Origin of the sequence: Pseudomonas maumuensis (assembly GCF_019139675.1) — a bacterium.
GTDB lineage: Bacteria > Pseudomonadota > Gammaproteobacteria > Pseudomonadales > Pseudomonadaceae > Aquipseudomonas > Aquipseudomonas maumuensis.
The window spans coordinates 3,650,883-3,666,138 of record NZ_CP077077.1 but is presented as its reverse complement, the minus strand read 5'-3'; the positions used below and the strand labels follow the sequence as shown (position 1 = coordinate 3,666,138).

The 15,256-nt window shown below is 67.2% G+C and carries 17 protein-coding genes; 11 read left to right on the top strand and 6 right to left on the bottom strand.

All coding sequences use genetic code 11. The annotated features are described in order from the left end of the window. Positions 1-121: 121 nt before the first annotated feature. The 6 genes from KSS90_RS16245 (at position 122) to KSS90_RS16220 (ending at position 6,162) form a co-directional block, all read left to right on the top strand. Positions 122-1,675, top strand: a complete 1,554-nt coding sequence (locus tag KSS90_RS16245) for a sugar ABC transporter ATP-binding protein (RefSeq protein ID WP_217866402.1) — start codon at positions 122-124, stop codon at positions 1,673-1,675. Further along, complete coding sequence (locus KSS90_RS16240) at positions 1,672-2,664, top strand: ABC transporter permease (RefSeq protein ID WP_217866401.1); 993 nt, start codon at positions 1,672-1,674, stop codon at positions 2,662-2,664. Before KSS90_RS16245 ends, KSS90_RS16240 begins: the two co-directional genes overlap by 4 nt. A gap of 4 nt (positions 2,665-2,668) precedes the next feature. Then, positions 2,669-3,694: a LacI family DNA-binding transcriptional regulator gene (locus tag KSS90_RS16235; protein WP_217866400.1), complete on the top strand. Its 1,026-nt coding sequence runs from the start codon at positions 2,669-2,671 to the stop codon at positions 3,692-3,694. Positions 3,695-3,703: 9 nt separating this feature from the next. Further along, entirely contained in the window at positions 3,704-4,612 is a 909-nt protein-coding gene (gene rbsK / locus KSS90_RS16230; protein ID WP_217866399.1) for a ribokinase, read from the top strand. After that, entirely contained in the window at positions 4,609-5,013 is a 405-nt protein-coding gene (gene rbsD / locus KSS90_RS16225; RefSeq protein WP_217866398.1) for a D-ribose pyranase, read from the top strand. Before rbsK ends, rbsD begins: the two co-directional genes overlap by 4 nt. A 138-nt stretch (positions 5,014-5,151) precedes the next feature. Then, on the top strand, positions 5,152-6,162 hold the full coding sequence (locus KSS90_RS16220) for a nucleoside hydrolase (protein WP_217866397.1): 1,011 nt from the start codon (positions 5,152-5,154) through the stop codon (positions 6,160-6,162). Here KSS90_RS16220 and KSS90_RS16215 read toward each other — a convergent pair. Further along, entirely contained in the window at positions 6,134-6,346 is a 213-nt protein-coding gene (locus KSS90_RS16215) for a hypothetical protein (RefSeq protein ID WP_023632517.1), read from the bottom strand. The genes KSS90_RS16220 and KSS90_RS16215 overlap by 29 nt on opposite strands. A gap of 288 nt (positions 6,347-6,634) precedes the next feature. Between KSS90_RS16215 and KSS90_RS16210 the strand changes: the two genes are divergently transcribed. Continuing rightward, positions 6,635-6,955 carry an I78 family peptidase inhibitor gene (locus KSS90_RS16210; protein WP_217866396.1) on the top strand — a complete coding sequence of 107 codons (321 nt, stop codon included), beginning with the start codon at positions 6,635-6,637 and terminating at the stop codon, positions 6,953-6,955. Positions 6,956-7,004: 49 nt separating this feature from the next. Here KSS90_RS16210 and KSS90_RS16205 read toward each other — a convergent pair whose 3' ends face one another. Then, the gene (locus tag KSS90_RS16205; RefSeq protein WP_217866395.1) at positions 7,005-7,619 is read right to left on the bottom strand and encodes an NAD(P)H-dependent oxidoreductase; all 615 of its coding nucleotides are present in this window, start codon (positions 7,617-7,619) and stop codon (positions 7,005-7,007) included. 93 nt (positions 7,620-7,712) lie between these two features. Between KSS90_RS16205 and KSS90_RS16200 the strand changes: the two genes are divergently transcribed. Next, positions 7,713-8,309: a TetR/AcrR family transcriptional regulator gene (locus KSS90_RS16200; RefSeq protein WP_217866394.1), complete on the top strand. Its 597-nt coding sequence runs from the start codon at positions 7,713-7,715 to the stop codon at positions 8,307-8,309. 25 nt (positions 8,310-8,334) lie between these two features. Here the strand turns inward: KSS90_RS16200 and KSS90_RS16195 are convergent, their stop codons facing one another. Further along, the gene (locus KSS90_RS16195) at positions 8,335-9,240 is read right to left on the bottom strand and encodes an AraC family transcriptional regulator (RefSeq protein ID WP_217869810.1); all 906 of its coding nucleotides are present in this window, start codon (positions 9,238-9,240) and stop codon (positions 8,335-8,337) included. Between the two features lie 179 nt (positions 9,241-9,419). Between KSS90_RS16195 and KSS90_RS16190 the strand changes: the two genes are divergently transcribed. Next, positions 9,420-10,472 (top strand): NAD(P)-dependent alcohol dehydrogenase, encoded by a 1,053-nt coding sequence (locus KSS90_RS16190; RefSeq protein WP_217866393.1) that lies wholly within the window; start codon positions 9,420-9,422, stop codon positions 10,470-10,472. A gap of 151 nt (positions 10,473-10,623) precedes the next feature. Here KSS90_RS16190 and KSS90_RS16185 read toward each other — a convergent pair whose 3' ends face one another. Then, complete coding sequence (locus KSS90_RS16185; RefSeq protein ID WP_217866392.1) at positions 10,624-11,283, bottom strand: DUF3313 domain-containing protein; 660 nt, start codon at positions 11,281-11,283, stop codon at positions 10,624-10,626. Then, a complete protein-coding gene (locus KSS90_RS16180) occupies positions 11,280-11,618 on the bottom strand; it encodes a hypothetical protein (protein ID WP_217866391.1) in 339 nt (112 codons plus the stop codon). The genes KSS90_RS16185 and KSS90_RS16180 overlap by 4 nt, the downstream gene beginning before the upstream one ends. A gap of 121 nt (positions 11,619-11,739) precedes the next feature. Here KSS90_RS16180 and KSS90_RS16175 point away from each other — a divergent pair, with 121 nt between their 5' ends. Next, entirely contained in the window at positions 11,740-12,486 is a 747-nt protein-coding gene (locus KSS90_RS16175; protein ID WP_217866390.1) for a response regulator, read from the top strand. Then, positions 12,483-13,817 carry an ATP-binding protein gene (locus KSS90_RS16170; protein ID WP_217866389.1) on the top strand — a complete coding sequence of 445 codons (1,335 nt, stop codon included), beginning with the start codon at positions 12,483-12,485 and terminating at the stop codon, positions 13,815-13,817. Before KSS90_RS16175 ends, KSS90_RS16170 begins: the two co-directional genes overlap by 4 nt. A 5-nt stretch (positions 13,818-13,822) precedes the next feature. Here the strand turns inward: KSS90_RS16170 and KSS90_RS16165 are convergent, their stop codons facing one another. After that, positions 13,823-15,130 (bottom strand): substrate-binding domain-containing protein, encoded by a 1,308-nt coding sequence (locus tag KSS90_RS16165; RefSeq protein ID WP_217866388.1) that lies wholly within the window; start codon positions 15,128-15,130, stop codon positions 13,823-13,825. Between the last annotated feature and the right edge of the window lie 126 nt (positions 15,131-15,256).

The window sequence follows — 15,256 nt, the reverse complement described above, 5'->3', positions numbered from 1 at the left end:
TGATCTCTGTAGGAGCGGCTTCAGCCGCGATGCAGGCACTGCGGTGCCTGGCACCCGCTTCGCGGGTGATCGCGGCTGAAGCCGCTCCTACAGGGGGGTATGTCTATTTAGGAGAATGGCCATGTCAGTACCGGCCAATGAAACCGTGCTAGCCGTCAGCGGCCTGGGCAAGACCTACGCCCAGCCTGTGCTCGGCGATGTCACCCTCGAGCTGCGCGGCGGCGAGGTGCTGGCCCTGACCGGCGAGAACGGCGCGGGCAAGTCGACCCTGTCCAAGCTGATCAGCGGCCTGGAGATCCCCACCACTGGGCAGATGCTCTATCGCGGCCAGCCCTACGCCCCCGGCAGCCGTGCCGAGGCCGAGCGTCTCGGCGTGCGCATGGTGATGCAGGAACTCAACCTGCTGCCGACGCTGACCGTGGCCGAGAACCTGTTCCTCGACAACCTGCCCAGCCGCCTTGGCTGGATCAGCCAGAAGCGCCTGCGCCAGTTGGCCACCGCAGCCATGGCCCAGGTCGGCCTGGATGCCATCGACCCGGACACCCCCGTCGGCGAGCTGGGCATCGGCCACCAGCAAATGGTCGAGATCGCCCGCAACCTGATCGGCGACTGCCATGTGCTGATCTTCGACGAACCCACGGCCATGCTCACCGCCCGCGAGGTGGAGCTGCTGTTCACCCAGATCGAGCGCCTGCGCCAGCGCGGCGTGGCCATCGTGTATATCTCCCACCGCCTCGAAGAGTTGCAGCAAGTGGCGCAGCGCATCGCCGTGCTGCGCGACGGCAAGCTGGTGTGCGCCGAGCCGATCCAGCGCTACAGCAGCGAGCAACTGGTCAACCTGATGGTGGGGCGCGAGCTGGGCGAGCATATCGACCTCGGCCAGCGCACGATCGGCGCGCCGCTGCTCAAGGTCGACAAGCTCAGCCGTGGCGACAAGGTCCGCGAGGTGTCGTTCGAGGTCAGGGCAGGGGAGATCTTCGGTATCTCAGGCCTGATCGGTGCCGGGCGCACCGAGCTGCTGCGCCTGATCTACGGCGCCGACCGCGCCGACAGCGGCCAGGTCGCCCTCGGCCAGCCGCCGGTGGTGGTGACCATCGATTCGCCCAAGGCCGCGGTCAAGGCCGGTATCGCCCTGATCACCGAGGACCGCAAGGGCGAAGGCCTGCTGCTGAGCCAGTCGATCAGCGCCAATATTGCCCTGGGCAACCTCGGTGCCGTGTCCCGCGCCGGCGTGCTCGATGCGGACGCCGAGCGTGAGCTGGCCGAGCGCCAGATCGGCGCCATGCGCATCCGCAGCGCCAGCCCCGCCCAGGCCGTGGGCGAGCTGTCCGGCGGTAACCAGCAGAAGGTGGTGATTGGCCGCTGGCTGGAGCGCGATTGCCAGGTGCTGCTGTTCGACGAGCCCACCCGCGGCATCGACGTCGGCGCCAAGTTCGACATCTATGGCCTGCTCGCCGAACTCGCCCGCCAGGGCAAGGCCATCGTCGTGGTGTCCAGCGACCTGCGCGAGCTGATGCTGATCTGCGACCGCATCGCCGTGCTCAGCGCCGGTCGCCTGATCGACACCTTCGACCGCGAGCATTGGACCCAGGACCAACTGCTTGCCGCCGCCTTCGCTGGCTACCAGAAACGTGATGCCCTGCTGCACGAAGCAGCTCCCAGGATGGACGCATGAAAACCACAACAAACACCTCGGGCGCCGCGCCCGTGCGCCGCAGCGGCACCTATTTCGGCCTGGGCACCTACCTGGGCCTGGCCGGCGCCTTGCTGGCGATGATCGTGCTGTTCTCGCTGCTGAGCAGCCATTTCCTGTCTTACGCCACCTTCAGCACCCTGGCCAACCAGATCCCCGACTTGATGGTGCTGGCGGTGGGCATGACCTTCGTGCTGATCATCGGCGGCATCGACCTGTCGGTGGGCTCGGTGCTGGCCTTGGCCGCTTCGACGGTCAGCGTCGCCATCCTCGGCTGGGGCTGGAGCGTGCTGCCCGCCGCGCTGCTGGGCATGGCCGTGGCGGCCCTGGCCGGCACTGTCACCGGCAGCATCACCGTGGCCTGGCGCATCCCTTCGTTCATCGTCTCGCTGGGTGTGCTGGAGATGGCCCGGGGCCTGGCCTATCAGTTCACCGATTCGCGCACCGCGTACATCGGCGATGCCTTCGCCTGGTTCTCCAACCCGATCGCCTTCGGCATCTCGCCGGCCTTCATCATCGCCTTGCTGGTGATCGTGCTGGCCCAGCTGGTGCTGACCCGTACCGTGTTCGGCCGCTACCTGATCGGTATCGGCACCAATGAAGAGGCCGTACGCCTGGCCGGCATCGACCCGCGCCCCTACAAGATCCTGGTATTCGCCCTGATGGGCGTACTCGCGGGCCTCGCCGCGCTGTTCCAGATCTCGCGCCTGGAGGCCGCCGACCCCAATGCCGGCTCGGGCATGGAGCTGCAGGTGATCGCCGCCGTGGTGATCGGCGGCACCAGCCTGATGGGCGGGCGCGGTTCGGTCATCAGCACCTTTTTCGGCGTGCTGATCATCTCGGTGCTGGCCGCAGGCCTGGCCCAGATCGGCGCCTCGGAACCGACCAAACGCATCATCACCGGGGCGGTCATCGTCATCGCCGTGGTACTCGACACTTATCGCAGCCGGCGTGCGAACCGGCGGAACTGAAACCATGGCAACCATCAAAGACGTCGCGGCACTTGCGGGTATTTCCTACACCACCGTGTCCCATGTATTGAACAAGACCCGTCCGGTCAGCGAACACGTGCGCCTCAAGGTCGAGGCGGCGATCGCCGAGCTCGACTACGTGCCCAGCGCCGTGGCCCGCTCGCTGAAGGCGCGCAGCACCGCCACCATCGGCTTGCTGGTGCCCAACAGCGTCAACCCGTACTTCGCCGAGCTGGCCCGGGGTATCGAGGACGCCTGCGAGCGCAACGGTTACTGCGTGATCCTGTGCAACTCCGACGACAACCCGCAGAAGCAGCGCAGTTACCTGCGCGTGCTGCTGGAAAAGCGTATCGACGGCCTGATCGTCGCTTCGGTGGGCGAGGATCGCGACCTGCTCGACAGCCTCAGCGGTGTGCGTACGCCGATGGTCATCGTCGACCGAGCCCTGGAAGGCGTCGAGGCCGACCTGGTGCGCATCGACCATGAACAGGGCGCCTACCTGGCCACCCGTCATCTGCTCGAGCTGGGGCACCGCGAGATCGCCACCATCGGCGGCCCGGTGGACACCGGGGTCAGCCAGTTGCGCCTGGCCGGGTTCCGTCGGGCGATGGCCGAGGGCGGCGTGCGCATTGCTCCGGGTCATGTGCTGCACAGCGACTTCACCAGCCCCGGTGGCCACGCCGCCGCGGCGCGCCTGCTCGACGGCGAGCGGCCCACGGCGATCTTCGCCGGCAACGACATGATCGGCTTCGGCGTGTTGCGCGCCGCCGCCGAACGCAATATCGACGTGCCCGGCGAGCTGTCGGTGATCGGCTTCGACGACATCGAGCTGAGCCGCTACGTGTACCCGGCGCTGACCACGGTCGGCCAGTCGATCCGCGAGCTCGGCGAGAGCGCCGCCGGCCTGCTGCTGTCGCGCATCGTCACGCCGCGCCGCGACGGCGCCGCCGAACAGCGCATCGTCGCCCCGCGCATCGTGCTGCGCGAATCCACCGGGCCACGCCCGGACCTGTTCAACGATTACCGTTAAGGAATACCCATGGATGCCAAGGTGGTAGTGGTCGGCAGCCTCAACATGGACCTGGTGGCCCGCGCCCAACGCCTGCCCCGGGGAGGCGAGACCCTGAGCGGCGACAGCTTCTTCACCGCGCCCGGCGGCAAGGGCGCCAACCAGGCCGTGGCCGTGGCCCGGCTGGGCGCCAGCGTGGCGATGGTCGGCAACGTCGGCGACGACGCCTACGGTCAGCAACTGCGCCAGGCGCTGCTGACCGAGGGCATCGATTGCCAGGGTGTGGGCGTGTGCCCGGGCGTGTCCAGCGGCGTGGCGCTGATCGTGGTGGATGCCGCCAGTCAGAACGCCATCGTCGTCATCCCCGGTGGCAACGGCCTGCTCAGCCCAGAGTCGGTGAGCCGTTTCGATACGCTGCTGCAGCGCGCCGAAGTGATCATCTGCCAACTGGAAGTGCCGAGCGCCACCGTGGCCTGGACCCTGGCCCGTGGCCGCGAGCTGGGCCGCACGGTGATCCTCAACCCGGCGCCGGCCAGCGGGCCGCTGCCGGCGGAGTGGTATGCCTTCATCGACTACCTGATTCCCAACGAAAGCGAGGCCGAGGCCCTGGCCGGGGTGCGGGTCAACGACCAGGACAGTGCCCGTCGAGCGGCCGAGCGCTTGCGCCAGCTGGGGGCGGGGAAGGTGATCGTCACCCTTGGCGGCGACGGTGCATTGCTGGTCGATGCCGCCGGTAGCCGGCATTTCCCGGCCCCGCGGGTGCAGCCGGTGGATACCACGGCGGCCGGCGATACCTTTGTCGGCGGTTTTGCCGCCGGCCTGGCGCGGGGCTTGTCGGAGGACGAGGCGATCGCCTTCGGTCAGCGCGCCGCCGCTGTGTCGGTAACCCGTGTGGGCGCGCAGCCTTCGATCCCCCTGTTGAAGGAGTTGGCGCCATGAAAAAGACGGCGCTGCTGAATATCGCCCTGTCGCGCAGCATTGCCGGGCTTGGCCATGGCGACATCCTGGTGATTGGTGACGCCGGTCTGCCGGTGCCGCCGGGGGTGGAACTGATCGACCTGGCGCTGACGCCCGGCATCCCGGATTTCGCCAGTGTGCTGCGTGTGGTGCTGAGCGAGATGCAGGTGGAGCGGCATGTGCTGGCTGATGAAGTGTTCAAGGCCCAGCCGCCGGCGTTGGCCGAGGTCGAGCGCTTGCATGCGGGCGGTGAGCTGGGCCAGCGCCAGGTGCTGAGCCACGCCGACTTCAAGACCCTGTGTCACCAGGCCCGGGCCGTGGTGCGCACGGGGGAGTGCAAGCCCTACAGCAATATTGCCCTGGTGGCAGGCGTGACTTTCTAGACCGAATGCGAGGGCTTGCGCCCTCGATCCACAGGTTGGGCGCGGCCTCGGGCCGCCTCTGTGGGAGCCGGCTGGCCGGCGAAAGGGCCGCGAAGCGGCCCCTTGTGAATCCATCCCCCTAGCAACAAGGAGTGCTGAATGTCCCTCAAGAACCTGCTCCAAGGAGCCGTCCTCATGTCCGCGCTGGCCGCGACTTCCCTCATGGCCGCGCCCCGCGACCTGATCATCGACACCGACCCCGGCGCCGACGACGTCGTCGCCCTGCTGCTGGCCATGGCCTCGCCCGAGGAACTGAAGATCCGCGCCATCACCACCGTGGCCGGCAACGTGCGCCTGGAGAAGACCTCGCGCAACGCCCGCCTGGCCCGTGAGTGGGCTGGCCGCGAAGAGATCCCGGTGTACGCCGGGGCAGGGCGGCCGATGGTGCGCACGCCGATCTACGCCGCCAACGTCCACGGCGAGGAAGGCCTGACCGGCGTCCAGGTCCACGAGCCGAAAAAGCCGCTGGCCCAGGGCAACGCCGTGCAGTACCTGATCGACACCCTGAGCACCGCCGAGCCTCACAGCATCACCGTCGCCATGCTCGGCCCGCAGACCAACCTGGCCCTGGCATTGATCCAGAAGCCGGAGATCGTCAACGGTATCAAGGAAGTGGTGGTGATGGGCGGCGCCCACTTCAACGGCGGCAACATCACCCCGGCGGCGGAGTTCAACCTGTTCGCCGACCCCCACGCCGCAGAGGTGGTGCTGGCCAGTGGCGTGAAGCTCACCTACCTGCCGCTGGACGTCACCCACAAGGTGCTCACCAGTGACGCGCGCCTCAAGCAGCTCGCCGCGGTCAACAACAACGCCAGCAAGCTGGTGGTGGACATTCTCAACGCCTACATCAAGTTCGACATGGACAATTACGGCATGCCCGGCGGCCCGGTACACGATGCCAGCGTCATCGCCTACCTGCTCAAGCCCGAGCTGTTCAAGGGGCGCCAGGTACACATGGTGGTCGACAGCCGCGAAGGCCCGACCTTCGGCCAGACCATTGCCGACTGGTACGGCGTGCTCAAGCAGCCGGCCAATGTGCTGTGGATCGAGGAGGGCGATGCCCAGGGCTTCTTCGACCTGCTCAGCGCCCGCCTGGCCCGATTGAAATAGTGTCGTGGTGCGCGTAGCGCTCGAACACCTGGTCGATGAAGCTACGCGCCGCCTCGCTGCCACGATCGCGTACCAGCAGGTCGATGGCGATCAGCAATAGCTCCTCGGGGGTTCCCGGGCTGTAGGCGCTCTGGCCTTCGTCCCACTTGACCTTGATATCGGCGTCGATGCTGTGGCTGCTCATGGGGCGGTTCTCGCTTGGGCCTGGGTGATAGGTCGAATACCGCGTCCTGGCGTTCGAAGGGGAGGTGTTTCATGCTCCACTTCTTGCAGTAAATCATGCCTTTGCGCAACCGGATCTGCGACTTAGGCATAAGCCCTGCGTTTGGCCGAACCTGCGGTTCGGTGCAAAATCCGGTGACGATTGCGTTTCACATCCCCTGGCCGAGTCAGGCAGAATCTTGCGGTTTTGCAACAAACCGTTGGCGGAACTGTCGCATTAGGCAGTTCCCGGATCGATTTAGGAGGATTCATGTTCCGTACCCGCGCTTCCCTGGCGACCCTGCTGGTGGCTACCGTCCTCGCAGGTTGCAGCACCGGTGGCTCTTCGGGCAGCAACAGTGCCCCCGCCGCCGCGGCCGGCAACGATGGCCGCTGCGAAGCCAGTGGCGCCGATTTTGCCATCGGCAAGCCGGCCAGCGCCGAGCTGCTCGAGCAGGCGCGCAAGGCCAGCGGCTCGCAGATGGCACGCATCCTCAAGCCGCACGATGTGATCACCCTGGAATACCGCTCCGAGCGGTTGAACCTGAATGTCGATGACAAGGGTGTGGTGACCCGCGTCAACTGCGGCTGATTGCCCGCACGCTGTCACCTGGCGCGGGTTGGCCCGCGCCTTCCCGCCCTCATTCCACGCTTGCCGGCTCGCGCCGTTCCTCGCGAGTGAACAACCCCTCCCCCAAGGCGCGTGCGGCGCGCAGATGCCGTGCCGGATCCTGTCCTTCGCTGTCGTCCAGCAACGTCGAACTCAACACTTGAGCGCCGCAGTAATCGAAGATGCCGTGCTCGATCTGCACGCGCATGGCCTCGCCGTAGCCGTGGCGCTCGAAGGTGCCGGCATCGGCCCCGGCAACGCCGATCAGGTGCGCGGTCAAGCCGTGCAGGCGCTTGGTGGTGCTGCCGTCCGCAGCCTGGTAGAACGCCCAGCCGTTGCTGAATACACGTTCGACCCAGCCCTTGAGCAGGGCCGGGAGCGACCACCAGTAGATGGGATAGACCAGCACCACGGTGTCGGCGCGTTCGATACGCGCCTGCTCGGCCAGCACATCGGCCGGCGGCGGCGCCAGGCGACGGTGTACGGCGTGGTCGGCCAGGCTGAAACGGGGGTCGAAACCTTCCCGGGCCAGGTCGGCGAACTCGCTGGTGTGACCGGCCGCGCGCAACCCTTCGGCAACCTGTTGGGCAAGGGCATGGGTAAGGGACTCGGTGTCGTGGTGACCGATGACGATCAGGGCATGCATGGCAGAATCTCCAGAATCGGGATGCGAGGGCCTCGGGAGCGCTATATACTCCCAGTAAGTTACGATTGGTAAGTTACTTTTGGTAGGTAATCGATGTCAAGCGAGGAAAAGACCGCGCCGCGCAAACGCCTGTCCCGCGAGGAGCGTCGCCGGCAACTGTTGGATGTGGCCTGGCGGTTGGTGCGTGAGGAAGGCACCGATGCCCTTAGCCTGGGGCGCCTGGCCGAGCAAGCCGGGGTGACCAAGCCGGTGGTGTATGACCACTTCGAAACCCGCAATGGCTTGTTGCTGGCGCTGTACCAGGAGTACGACGCGCGCCAGACGGCGATGCTCGACACGGCCCTGGCCGGATGCCCGGTGGACCTGCCGGGGCGGGCCTGGGTGATCGCCGAGGCCTATGTGGACTGTGTGGCGACCCAAGGACGCGAGATCCCCGGTGTCAGCGCGGCATTGGCCGGTTCGCCGGAGCTCGAGGCGCTCAAGCGCGGCTATGACGGGCCCTTCATGGACAAATGTCGGGAGGCCTTGGCGCCGTTCGCGCCGGGCGGTGATATCGGCGTGGCCGGCCTGTGGGTGCTGGTGGGGGCGGCGGATGCGCTGTCCCTGGCGGCGGCGGCCGGTGAATTGGCCGCCGAGGCCGCCAAGCTGGAATTGCAGGCGACCATCGTGGCGATGGTCCTGCGTCAGTAGCTGCCGACGCGGGGTAGACCGGCGATCAAGCCGGCAGGCTCTGGTACGTCTGCTCCTCGCCCGGGCTGCGGGCGAACTGGCGCTTGTACTCGCGGCTGAATTGCGAGGTGCTCTGGTAGCCGACCCGATGCGCCACCTGAGCCACGCCCAGGCCTTCGCCGATCAGCATCTGTTGTGCCTTGAGCAGGCGCAGGCGCTTGAGGTACTGCATCGGTGCAAGGTCGGTGCAGCGCTTGAAGTGCTCATGGAAGGTCGACACGCTCATGTTCGCCCGGCTGGCCAGTTCATCTACGCCCAGCGGCTCGGCGTAGTGCTCGCGCAGGTAGGCCAGGGCCGAGGCGATCCGGGCGAAGTGCCCCTGTTGTTCGACCAGCGCCCGCAGCACGCCGGCCTGGGGGCCGCGCAGCGCGGTGTAGAGCACCTCGCGTACCCGCGCCGGCCCCAGCACCCTGGCGTCCAGGGGATCCTGCAGGCACTGCAGCAAGCGTTCGACGCTTTCGCGCATGGCCGTGTCCAGCGCCGCCGAGGCCATCGACTGCGGCGTCTGTGCCTGGACCGCCACATCCGGCCCCAGGTTCATGGCCTGCACCAGCTCGCCGAGCATGGCGCGGTCGATGTCCACCGCCACACCCAGCAGGGGCGCCTGGGGGGTGGCGAAGGTCTCGCAGAGGAAGGGCACCGACAGCGCCTGCACCAGGTAATGCCCGGCGCCGTACTCCAGGGTGCGCGGGCCCAGGCGCGCCAGCTTGCTGCCCTGGGCGACGATGATCAGGCTGGGTTCGTAGATCTGCGGGCTGCTGGCGACGTAATGGTCCCAGGTCAGCACCTGGACCTGGGGCAGGGCAGTGGGCACGAACCCCGGGCGCGTGGCGAGGGTGCGGATCAGTGAGCAAAGCGTGGCATTGGCATCCACGTGGCAGGTCAGGTGCATGGTGAACCCGGGCAGAGAATCGGACATTGGCATCTTCGCAGATTCGATAGCTTGCGCCAGGGGTTGGCAGCCAGGTCCGGAGAATCGGGCATGCATGCCGGAGAATCGGCCGTGGCGGGCCTGGATCAGGCTGCGGAAAATGCGCCGCCTGAACCGTTTCACTTGCAAGAGAGGCCCATATGTACACCGCTATCGGCTACGCCGCCCAGTCCCCCACCAGCCCCCTGGCCCCCATGAGCTTCCAGCGCCGCAGCCCGCGGGCCGACGATGTCGCCATCGAGATCCTCTACTGTGGCGTGTGCCATTCCGATATCCATCAGGCCCGCAACGAGTGGGGCATCGCCGTCTACCCGCTGATGCCGGGTCACGAGATCGTCGGTCGGGTCACCGCGGTCGGCGCGCAGGTCAGCCGCTACCAGGTGGGCGATCTGGTCGGTGTCGGCTGCATGGTCGATGCCTGCCGTCACTGCGAAGCCTGCCGCCAGGGCGTCGAGCAATACTGCCTGGAAGGCCCGACCATGACCTACGCCACCCCCGACCGGGTCGATGGCAGCAATACCATGGGCGGCTACTCGAGCAGCATCGTGGTCAGCGAGGATTTCGTCCTGCGCATGCCTCAAGGCCTCGATCTGGCCAGCGCGGCGCCGATCCTCTGCGCCGGCATCACCACCTACTCGCCGCTCAAGCACCATGGCGTCGGCCCGGGGCACAAGGTCGGCGTGCTGGGCATGGGTGGGCTGGGCCACATGGGCATCAAGTTCGCCAAGGCCCTGGGGGCGCATGTCACGCTGTTCACCCGCTCCGCTGCCAAGGCCGAGGAGGCCCGGCGCCAGGGTGCCGATGAAGTGATCGTGTCCACCGACGCCGAACAGATGCGCGCCGCAGCCGGTCGGTTCGACTTCCTGCTCGACACCATCCCGGTTCAGCACGACCTCAATCCCTACCTCGAGACGTTAAGGTTCGACGGTGTGCATATCCTGGTCGGCTTGATCGAGCCGGTCGACCCGCCGCTGCATGCGGCCAACCTGGTGATGAAGCGCCGGGTGCTGGCCGGCTCGCTGATCGGCGGTATCGCCGAAACCCAGGAGGTGCTCGACTTCTGCGCCGAGCACGGGATCAGCTGCGATATCGAGATGCTCGACATCCGCAACATCAACCAGGCCTACGAGCGGATGATCGCCGGCGATGTGAAGTACCGCTTCGTCATCGACATGGCCACCTTGAAGGCCTGAGTCGACAGCGCGCCGCTGACGCGGCGCATCGCTGGCAAGCCAGCTCCCACCTCGCCCGCGCAGTTCTTGAGTCTTGCGCTATTCCTGTGGGAGCTGGCTTGCCAGCGATGAGGTCTTTGAAGGCAGTCTGCCCACACACCGGCACGGCACATTATCTGAGGGGCGCCGCATACGCCTGGCGCAGGTCGACGCCCCAACCATCGAGCACGGCCTTGACGTTGGCGGCCGTCATCACCTGGCGGTCGTTCTCAAGCGGCACGCCAGTGCCTGCGAGCATCGCCTCGCCCACCACTCGCCCGCCTGTGCCGGCTTCGAACGACAATTCGGTGGCGATCTCACTGTCCCGGTCGCGCAGCCCCACGGCACTGCTCACTCCAGCCGCGACCAGGGTGATCGGCAGCCATTCGTAGAACCGCAAGGGTTGTGCGTCGGCGCTGATGTGGGTGATGGCCGGCCTGACCACCAGCGTGTTCGGGCCGGGGGTGTCCACCACCTTCATCACCTTGCCGATTTCCTTGCGCAGTACCGCGTCGTAATAGTGGGTGATCGAGGCGAGAGTAGCCTGGGGAATGCGCGGGCTCGGCTCGGGTGCCGGGTAGAAGCGGCTCGGCGCCAGGTAGACCTCGATATAGCGCCCCCGTGGCCACTTGGGGTCGGCCCAGCTCAGCACGGTACCGCCAGACGGCGCCTGGTGCGGGGTGAGCAGGCCGTAGTCCTTGAGAAACCCGGCCTGTGCCGGCTTGTTGCTGCTGCATGCCGACAGGCTCAGGGTGGTGGTCAGCATGACCGTCAGCAGATGCCGGCGACTCATGGGCGGCGCTCCTCTTGCGCGGCGGCCTGCCAGGCCTGGGTCGGGGGCGCGTCCTGCGAGGCCTGGATCTGCAACTTGCCATGCGCCATCAGCCAGTGGATCAGCTCACGGATGGGCACGGTATGGCTGTATTCGACCCATTCGCCACAGCCCGGGTCGTAATGCTCGAAGTAGCGCCGCAGGGTGATGTAGCCCAGGTCGTCCGCCAGGCCCAGGCTCTCCTGCTGCACGATCAGTGAGCCGGTCTGGCCGCGGCTGGTGTGGCGCTGGCTGAGAATCAGGGGGGCGGAACCTTCTTGAATATCGGTACTGTTGCGGCTGTCGGCTATCTTCATGGGGAGCCCTCGGCGAGTGGAAGGCCCGCAGGGTGCAGGGCAATGTTTGCCAGGTGATGTCCGAATCGTGTCGGGCGTGACGAAATGTTGCTCGATTGAAATAAATGACCCGGGCGGCGCAATGGTTTTAGATACGCCTTTTTTCCGGACCTGTACCACCGTGAGCAGACTGCTGATCGTCGATGACGATGTGGAAATCCTCGCCCTGCTGAAGCAGTTCTTCGTCCAGCAGGGCTACGAGGTGGACCTGGCCGCCGAAGGCCAGGCGATGTGGGCGGCCATCGAGCGCCAGTGCCCGGACGCGATCATCCTTGACCTGATGCTGCCGGGCGAAGGCGGCCTGAGCCTGTGCCAGAAACTGCGTGCGCAGGTCGGGGTGCCGGTCATCATGCTTACCGCCATGGCCGAGCTGAGCGACCGCATCATCGGCCTGGAACTGGGCGCCGACGACTACCTGACCAAGCCTTTCGACCCGCGCGAACTGCTGGCCCGCCTGCGTGCCGTGCAACGTCGCGCCGGCGAGCAGGCCCCGCGCGGCGAGGCGGCCAGGCCGGTGATCGGTTTCGCCGGCTGGCACCTGGACGTCACCTGCCGCGAGCTGCGTTCGCCCGAGCAGGTGATGATCCCGCTGTCCGGCGCCGAGTTCGACCTGCTGGTGGTGTTTCTCGAACATCCCCAGCGCATCCTCACCCGCGAGCAATTGATCGACCTGACCCGTGGCCAGGGCCATGACGCCTACGACCGCAGCATCGATGTGCAGGTCAGCCGGCTGCGGCGCAAGATCGAGCCCGACAGCAAGCGCCCGGACCTGATCCGCACCGTGCGCAATGGCGGTTACCTGTTCAGCGCCAAGGTCACTCGCTCATGATTCGTCGCCTGCTGGGCCGCGATACCTTGCGCAAACGGATCGCCCTGACCATCTTCGTCGCGTTGCTGGCTTCGCTGGCGTTCAACGCCTTGTTCGTCCAACTGGCGGGTAGCTGGGCGCGCCCACCCATCGACCGCACCGGGCTGCTCGAGCAGATCGCCGTGACCACGCGGGTGATCGAGCGCGCACCGCCGGCGCTGCGCAGCCAACTGGCCCAGGCAGCGAGCACGCCGACCCTGGAGGTGACCTGGAGCACCCAGCGCAGCGATTTCGGCCTGCCCGGTCCTGGCGTGCAGCTTACCTCCGGCCAGGTGCCGGCGATGGGGCAGTTGCTGGGGCCGGCACGCGTCATCGAGGTCTACAACCCCGACGACTGGCCCAAGGGCAGCCCCGAGGCCCACTACGTGGCGCTGGTCGCCCTGGCTGATGACAGCTGGTTGTTGTTCGTGCCGCCGGAGCGCAGCTGGGGCCTGAGCGTAACGGCGCGCCTAGCGGTGGTCATCGGCCTGGGGCTGGTGGCGACCTTGTTGGTGGCCTGGCTCGCCACCCGCCAGCTGGCCGCGCCCTTGCAGCGTTTTGCCAGCGCGGCGCGACGTTTCGGTGGCGACCTGCAGGCCCCTCCCATCGACATCGAAGGGCCCGAGGAGATCCGCCAGGCGATCATCGCCTTCAACACCATGCAGGCGCAGATCCAGCACTTCATTCGCGAGCGTACCCACATGCTGGCGGCCATCTCCCACGATCTGCGCGCCCCGCTGACACGCCTGCGCCTGCGCAGCGAGTTCATGGCGGACCTGGACCACAAGCACAAGCTGATCCGCGATGTGGAAGAGATGCAGAGCATGATCAACGAGGCCCTGGCGTTCTTCCGCGAAGGCACGCAGCTTGAGCAGCGCACGGCCTACGACCTGTCGGAGCTGTTGCAGACCCTGGTCGACGACTACCGCGACCAGCAGCTCGCCGTCACCTTCAAGGGGCCGGCGCACCTGGTGCATGACGGCCGCCCGCTGGCGACCAAGCGGGTGATCGTCAACCTGCTGGAAAATGCCATGAAGTATGCCCGTGACCCGCATATCACCCTGAGCCATACCGCGCACCTGATCGTCATCGAAGTCTGCGACCGCGGGCCGGGCATTCCCGAAGAGGCTCTGCTGCGGGTGTTCGACCCGTTCTACCGGCTGGAGGGGTCGCGCAACCGCGACACCGGCGGCGTTGGCCTCGGGCTCTCGGCGGCCCGTGCCAGCGTGCGCGAACAAGGCGGCGAGCTGACCCTGCGCAATCGCAACGGCGGCGGACTGGTGGCTCGGGTCGAATTGCCCGACGGGCGTTGAGCGGGTCAGTACACCCAGACCTCGACCCGGCGGTTGCGCAGACGTCCCTGTTCCTGGTCGTTGTCGGCCACTGGCAGTTCGTCGCCCATGCCCGTCACGTCCTTGGCCTGCACCCCGGCCCGGGCCAGTTCGCGACGCACTGCCATGGCCCGCAGCCGCGACAGCAGGGCGGCGCGCCCCGGCGTCTCCTTGGGGTCGCCGAAACCCACCAGCACCACTTTGCCCTGCAGCTTGCCGGCCTGGCGCAGGTAGTCGCCGACCCGTTGCACATCGCGCAGGGCCTTGTTGTCGAGGCTGGCGCTGCCTTCCTGAAAGCGGAAGTTGACGCTCAGGCGTTGCGCTTCGTTGGCCAGTGCCCGGTAGCGCGGCGGCATGTCGGCCTGGGCCGCTACCGGCTGTGGCTTGATCTGCTGGGAGACGAACCCCTGGTCGGCGACGATCGCCTGTCCGGCGGGACTTTGGGCGAACTCCGCCAGGGCCTTGGCCTGGGGCGTGGCGTGGGCGGGCAGGTAGAAGAACAGGCGACGCGACAGCGGGTAGTCTTCGCTGGCCACCAAGGCGCGGCTGGGGAGCAGGGCAGGCGCGTCACCCTCGGCCACCGCCAGCACCTTGGCCTGGTGGACCGTGCCCAGGCCACTGAAGCCGATGGCCTGGCGGTCGGCCATGACCTGGGCGGCCAGCGCATCGGCGGACTCGAAGCGGCGTGCCTGTGGGGCCAGCGCCTGGTTGTGCGGGGCAAGCACCAGGGCCTTGAAGGTCTCGAAGGTGCCGGAGCGGTCATCGCGGGCATACAGGTGGATCGCCCCGCCCGGCACGCCCAGCTGTTCCCAGCGCTGCAACTGCCCGGCAAACACCTGCGCCAATTGCGCGGTGGTCAGTTGCGCGAGGGGGTTGTCCGGATGGGTGATCACCGCCACGCCATCCAGGGCGATGACCTGCTCCGAGCCCGCGCCGCGCAGGTTGCCCAGGGCCTGCAACTGTTGCACCTCGCTGTCACTGATCGGTCGCGAGGCCGCGGCCAGGTCCGCTTCGCCCCGGGCCAACGCGGCGAAGCCGGTGCTGGTGCCGTGGGCGGCGATGTCGATGCGCAAGGGCAGGCCGTTGCGATCAACAGCGTGAAGCGTGGTCTCGTTGGCGGAGGTACCAGGCTGGCGTTCGATGGCGCTCGCGCCCTGCGCTTGCAACAGACCCCGCACCAAGGCTGGGCCAAGCGCCGCGCCGATGGTGTTGGAGCCCTGGATACGCAGTTGCGCGGGCTCGGCGCAAGCCAGGCTTGCAAGCAGGCACAGCAGTAGGGGAAGCAGGCGAGGCATGCCGGAGACCTGTGGCACAGAGTTGCACCGCAGATTACGACAGAGATCTGACTGAAAGATGACAGCGCTGTTTTGGCCTGATGCAGCCTGGGAGCGGTGCTGCGCCGCTCCCAGGCTTGAGGGTGT

What these genes read in the sequence shown, in the direction of transcription:
- KSS90_RS16245 (WP_217866402.1), top strand. Translation starts at nt 122, where the DNA reads ATGTCAGTACCGGCCAATGAAACCGTGCTAGCCGTCAGCGGCCTGGGC.
- KSS90_RS16240 (WP_217866401.1), top strand. Translation starts at nt 1,672, where the DNA reads ATGAAAACCACAACAAACACCTCGGGCGCCGCGCCCGTGCGCCGCAGC.
- KSS90_RS16235 (WP_217866400.1), top strand. Translation starts at nt 2,669, where the DNA reads ATGGCAACCATCAAAGACGTCGCGGCACTTGCGGGTATTTCCTACACC.
- rbsK (WP_217866399.1), top strand. Translation starts at nt 3,704, where the DNA reads ATGGATGCCAAGGTGGTAGTGGTCGGCAGCCTCAACATGGACCTGGTG.
- rbsD (WP_217866398.1), top strand. Translation starts at nt 4,609, where the DNA reads ATGAAAAAGACGGCGCTGCTGAATATCGCCCTGTCGCGCAGCATTGCC.
- KSS90_RS16220 (WP_217866397.1), top strand. Translation starts at nt 5,152, where the DNA reads ATGTCCCTCAAGAACCTGCTCCAAGGAGCCGTCCTCATGTCCGCGCTG.
- KSS90_RS16215 (WP_023632517.1), bottom strand. Translation starts at nt 6,346, where the DNA reads ATGAGCAGCCACAGCATCGACGCCGATATCAAGGTCAAGTGGGACGAA.
- KSS90_RS16210 (WP_217866396.1), top strand. Translation starts at nt 6,635, where the DNA reads ATGTTCCGTACCCGCGCTTCCCTGGCGACCCTGCTGGTGGCTACCGTC.
- KSS90_RS16205 (WP_217866395.1), bottom strand. Translation starts at nt 7,619, where the DNA reads ATGCATGCCCTGATCGTCATCGGTCACCACGACACCGAGTCCCTTACC.
- KSS90_RS16200 (WP_217866394.1), top strand. Translation starts at nt 7,713, where the DNA reads ATGTCAAGCGAGGAAAAGACCGCGCCGCGCAAACGCCTGTCCCGCGAG.
- KSS90_RS16195 (WP_217869810.1), bottom strand. Translation starts at nt 9,240, where the DNA reads ATGCACCTGACCTGCCACGTGGATGCCAATGCCACGCTTTGCTCACTG.
- KSS90_RS16190 (WP_217866393.1), top strand. Translation starts at nt 9,420, where the DNA reads ATGTACACCGCTATCGGCTACGCCGCCCAGTCCCCCACCAGCCCCCTG.
- KSS90_RS16185 (WP_217866392.1), bottom strand. Translation starts at nt 11,283, where the DNA reads ATGAGTCGCCGGCATCTGCTGACGGTCATGCTGACCACCACCCTGAGC.
- KSS90_RS16180 (WP_217866391.1), bottom strand. Translation starts at nt 11,618, where the DNA reads ATGAAGATAGCCGACAGCCGCAACAGTACCGATATTCAAGAAGGTTCC.
- KSS90_RS16175 (WP_217866390.1), top strand. Translation starts at nt 11,740, where the DNA reads ATGGTTTTAGATACGCCTTTTTTCCGGACCTGTACCACCGTGAGCAGA.
- KSS90_RS16170 (WP_217866389.1), top strand. Translation starts at nt 12,483, where the DNA reads ATGATTCGTCGCCTGCTGGGCCGCGATACCTTGCGCAAACGGATCGCC.
- KSS90_RS16165 (WP_217866388.1), bottom strand. Translation starts at nt 15,130, where the DNA reads ATGCCTCGCCTGCTTCCCCTACTGCTGTGCCTGCTTGCAAGCCTGGCT.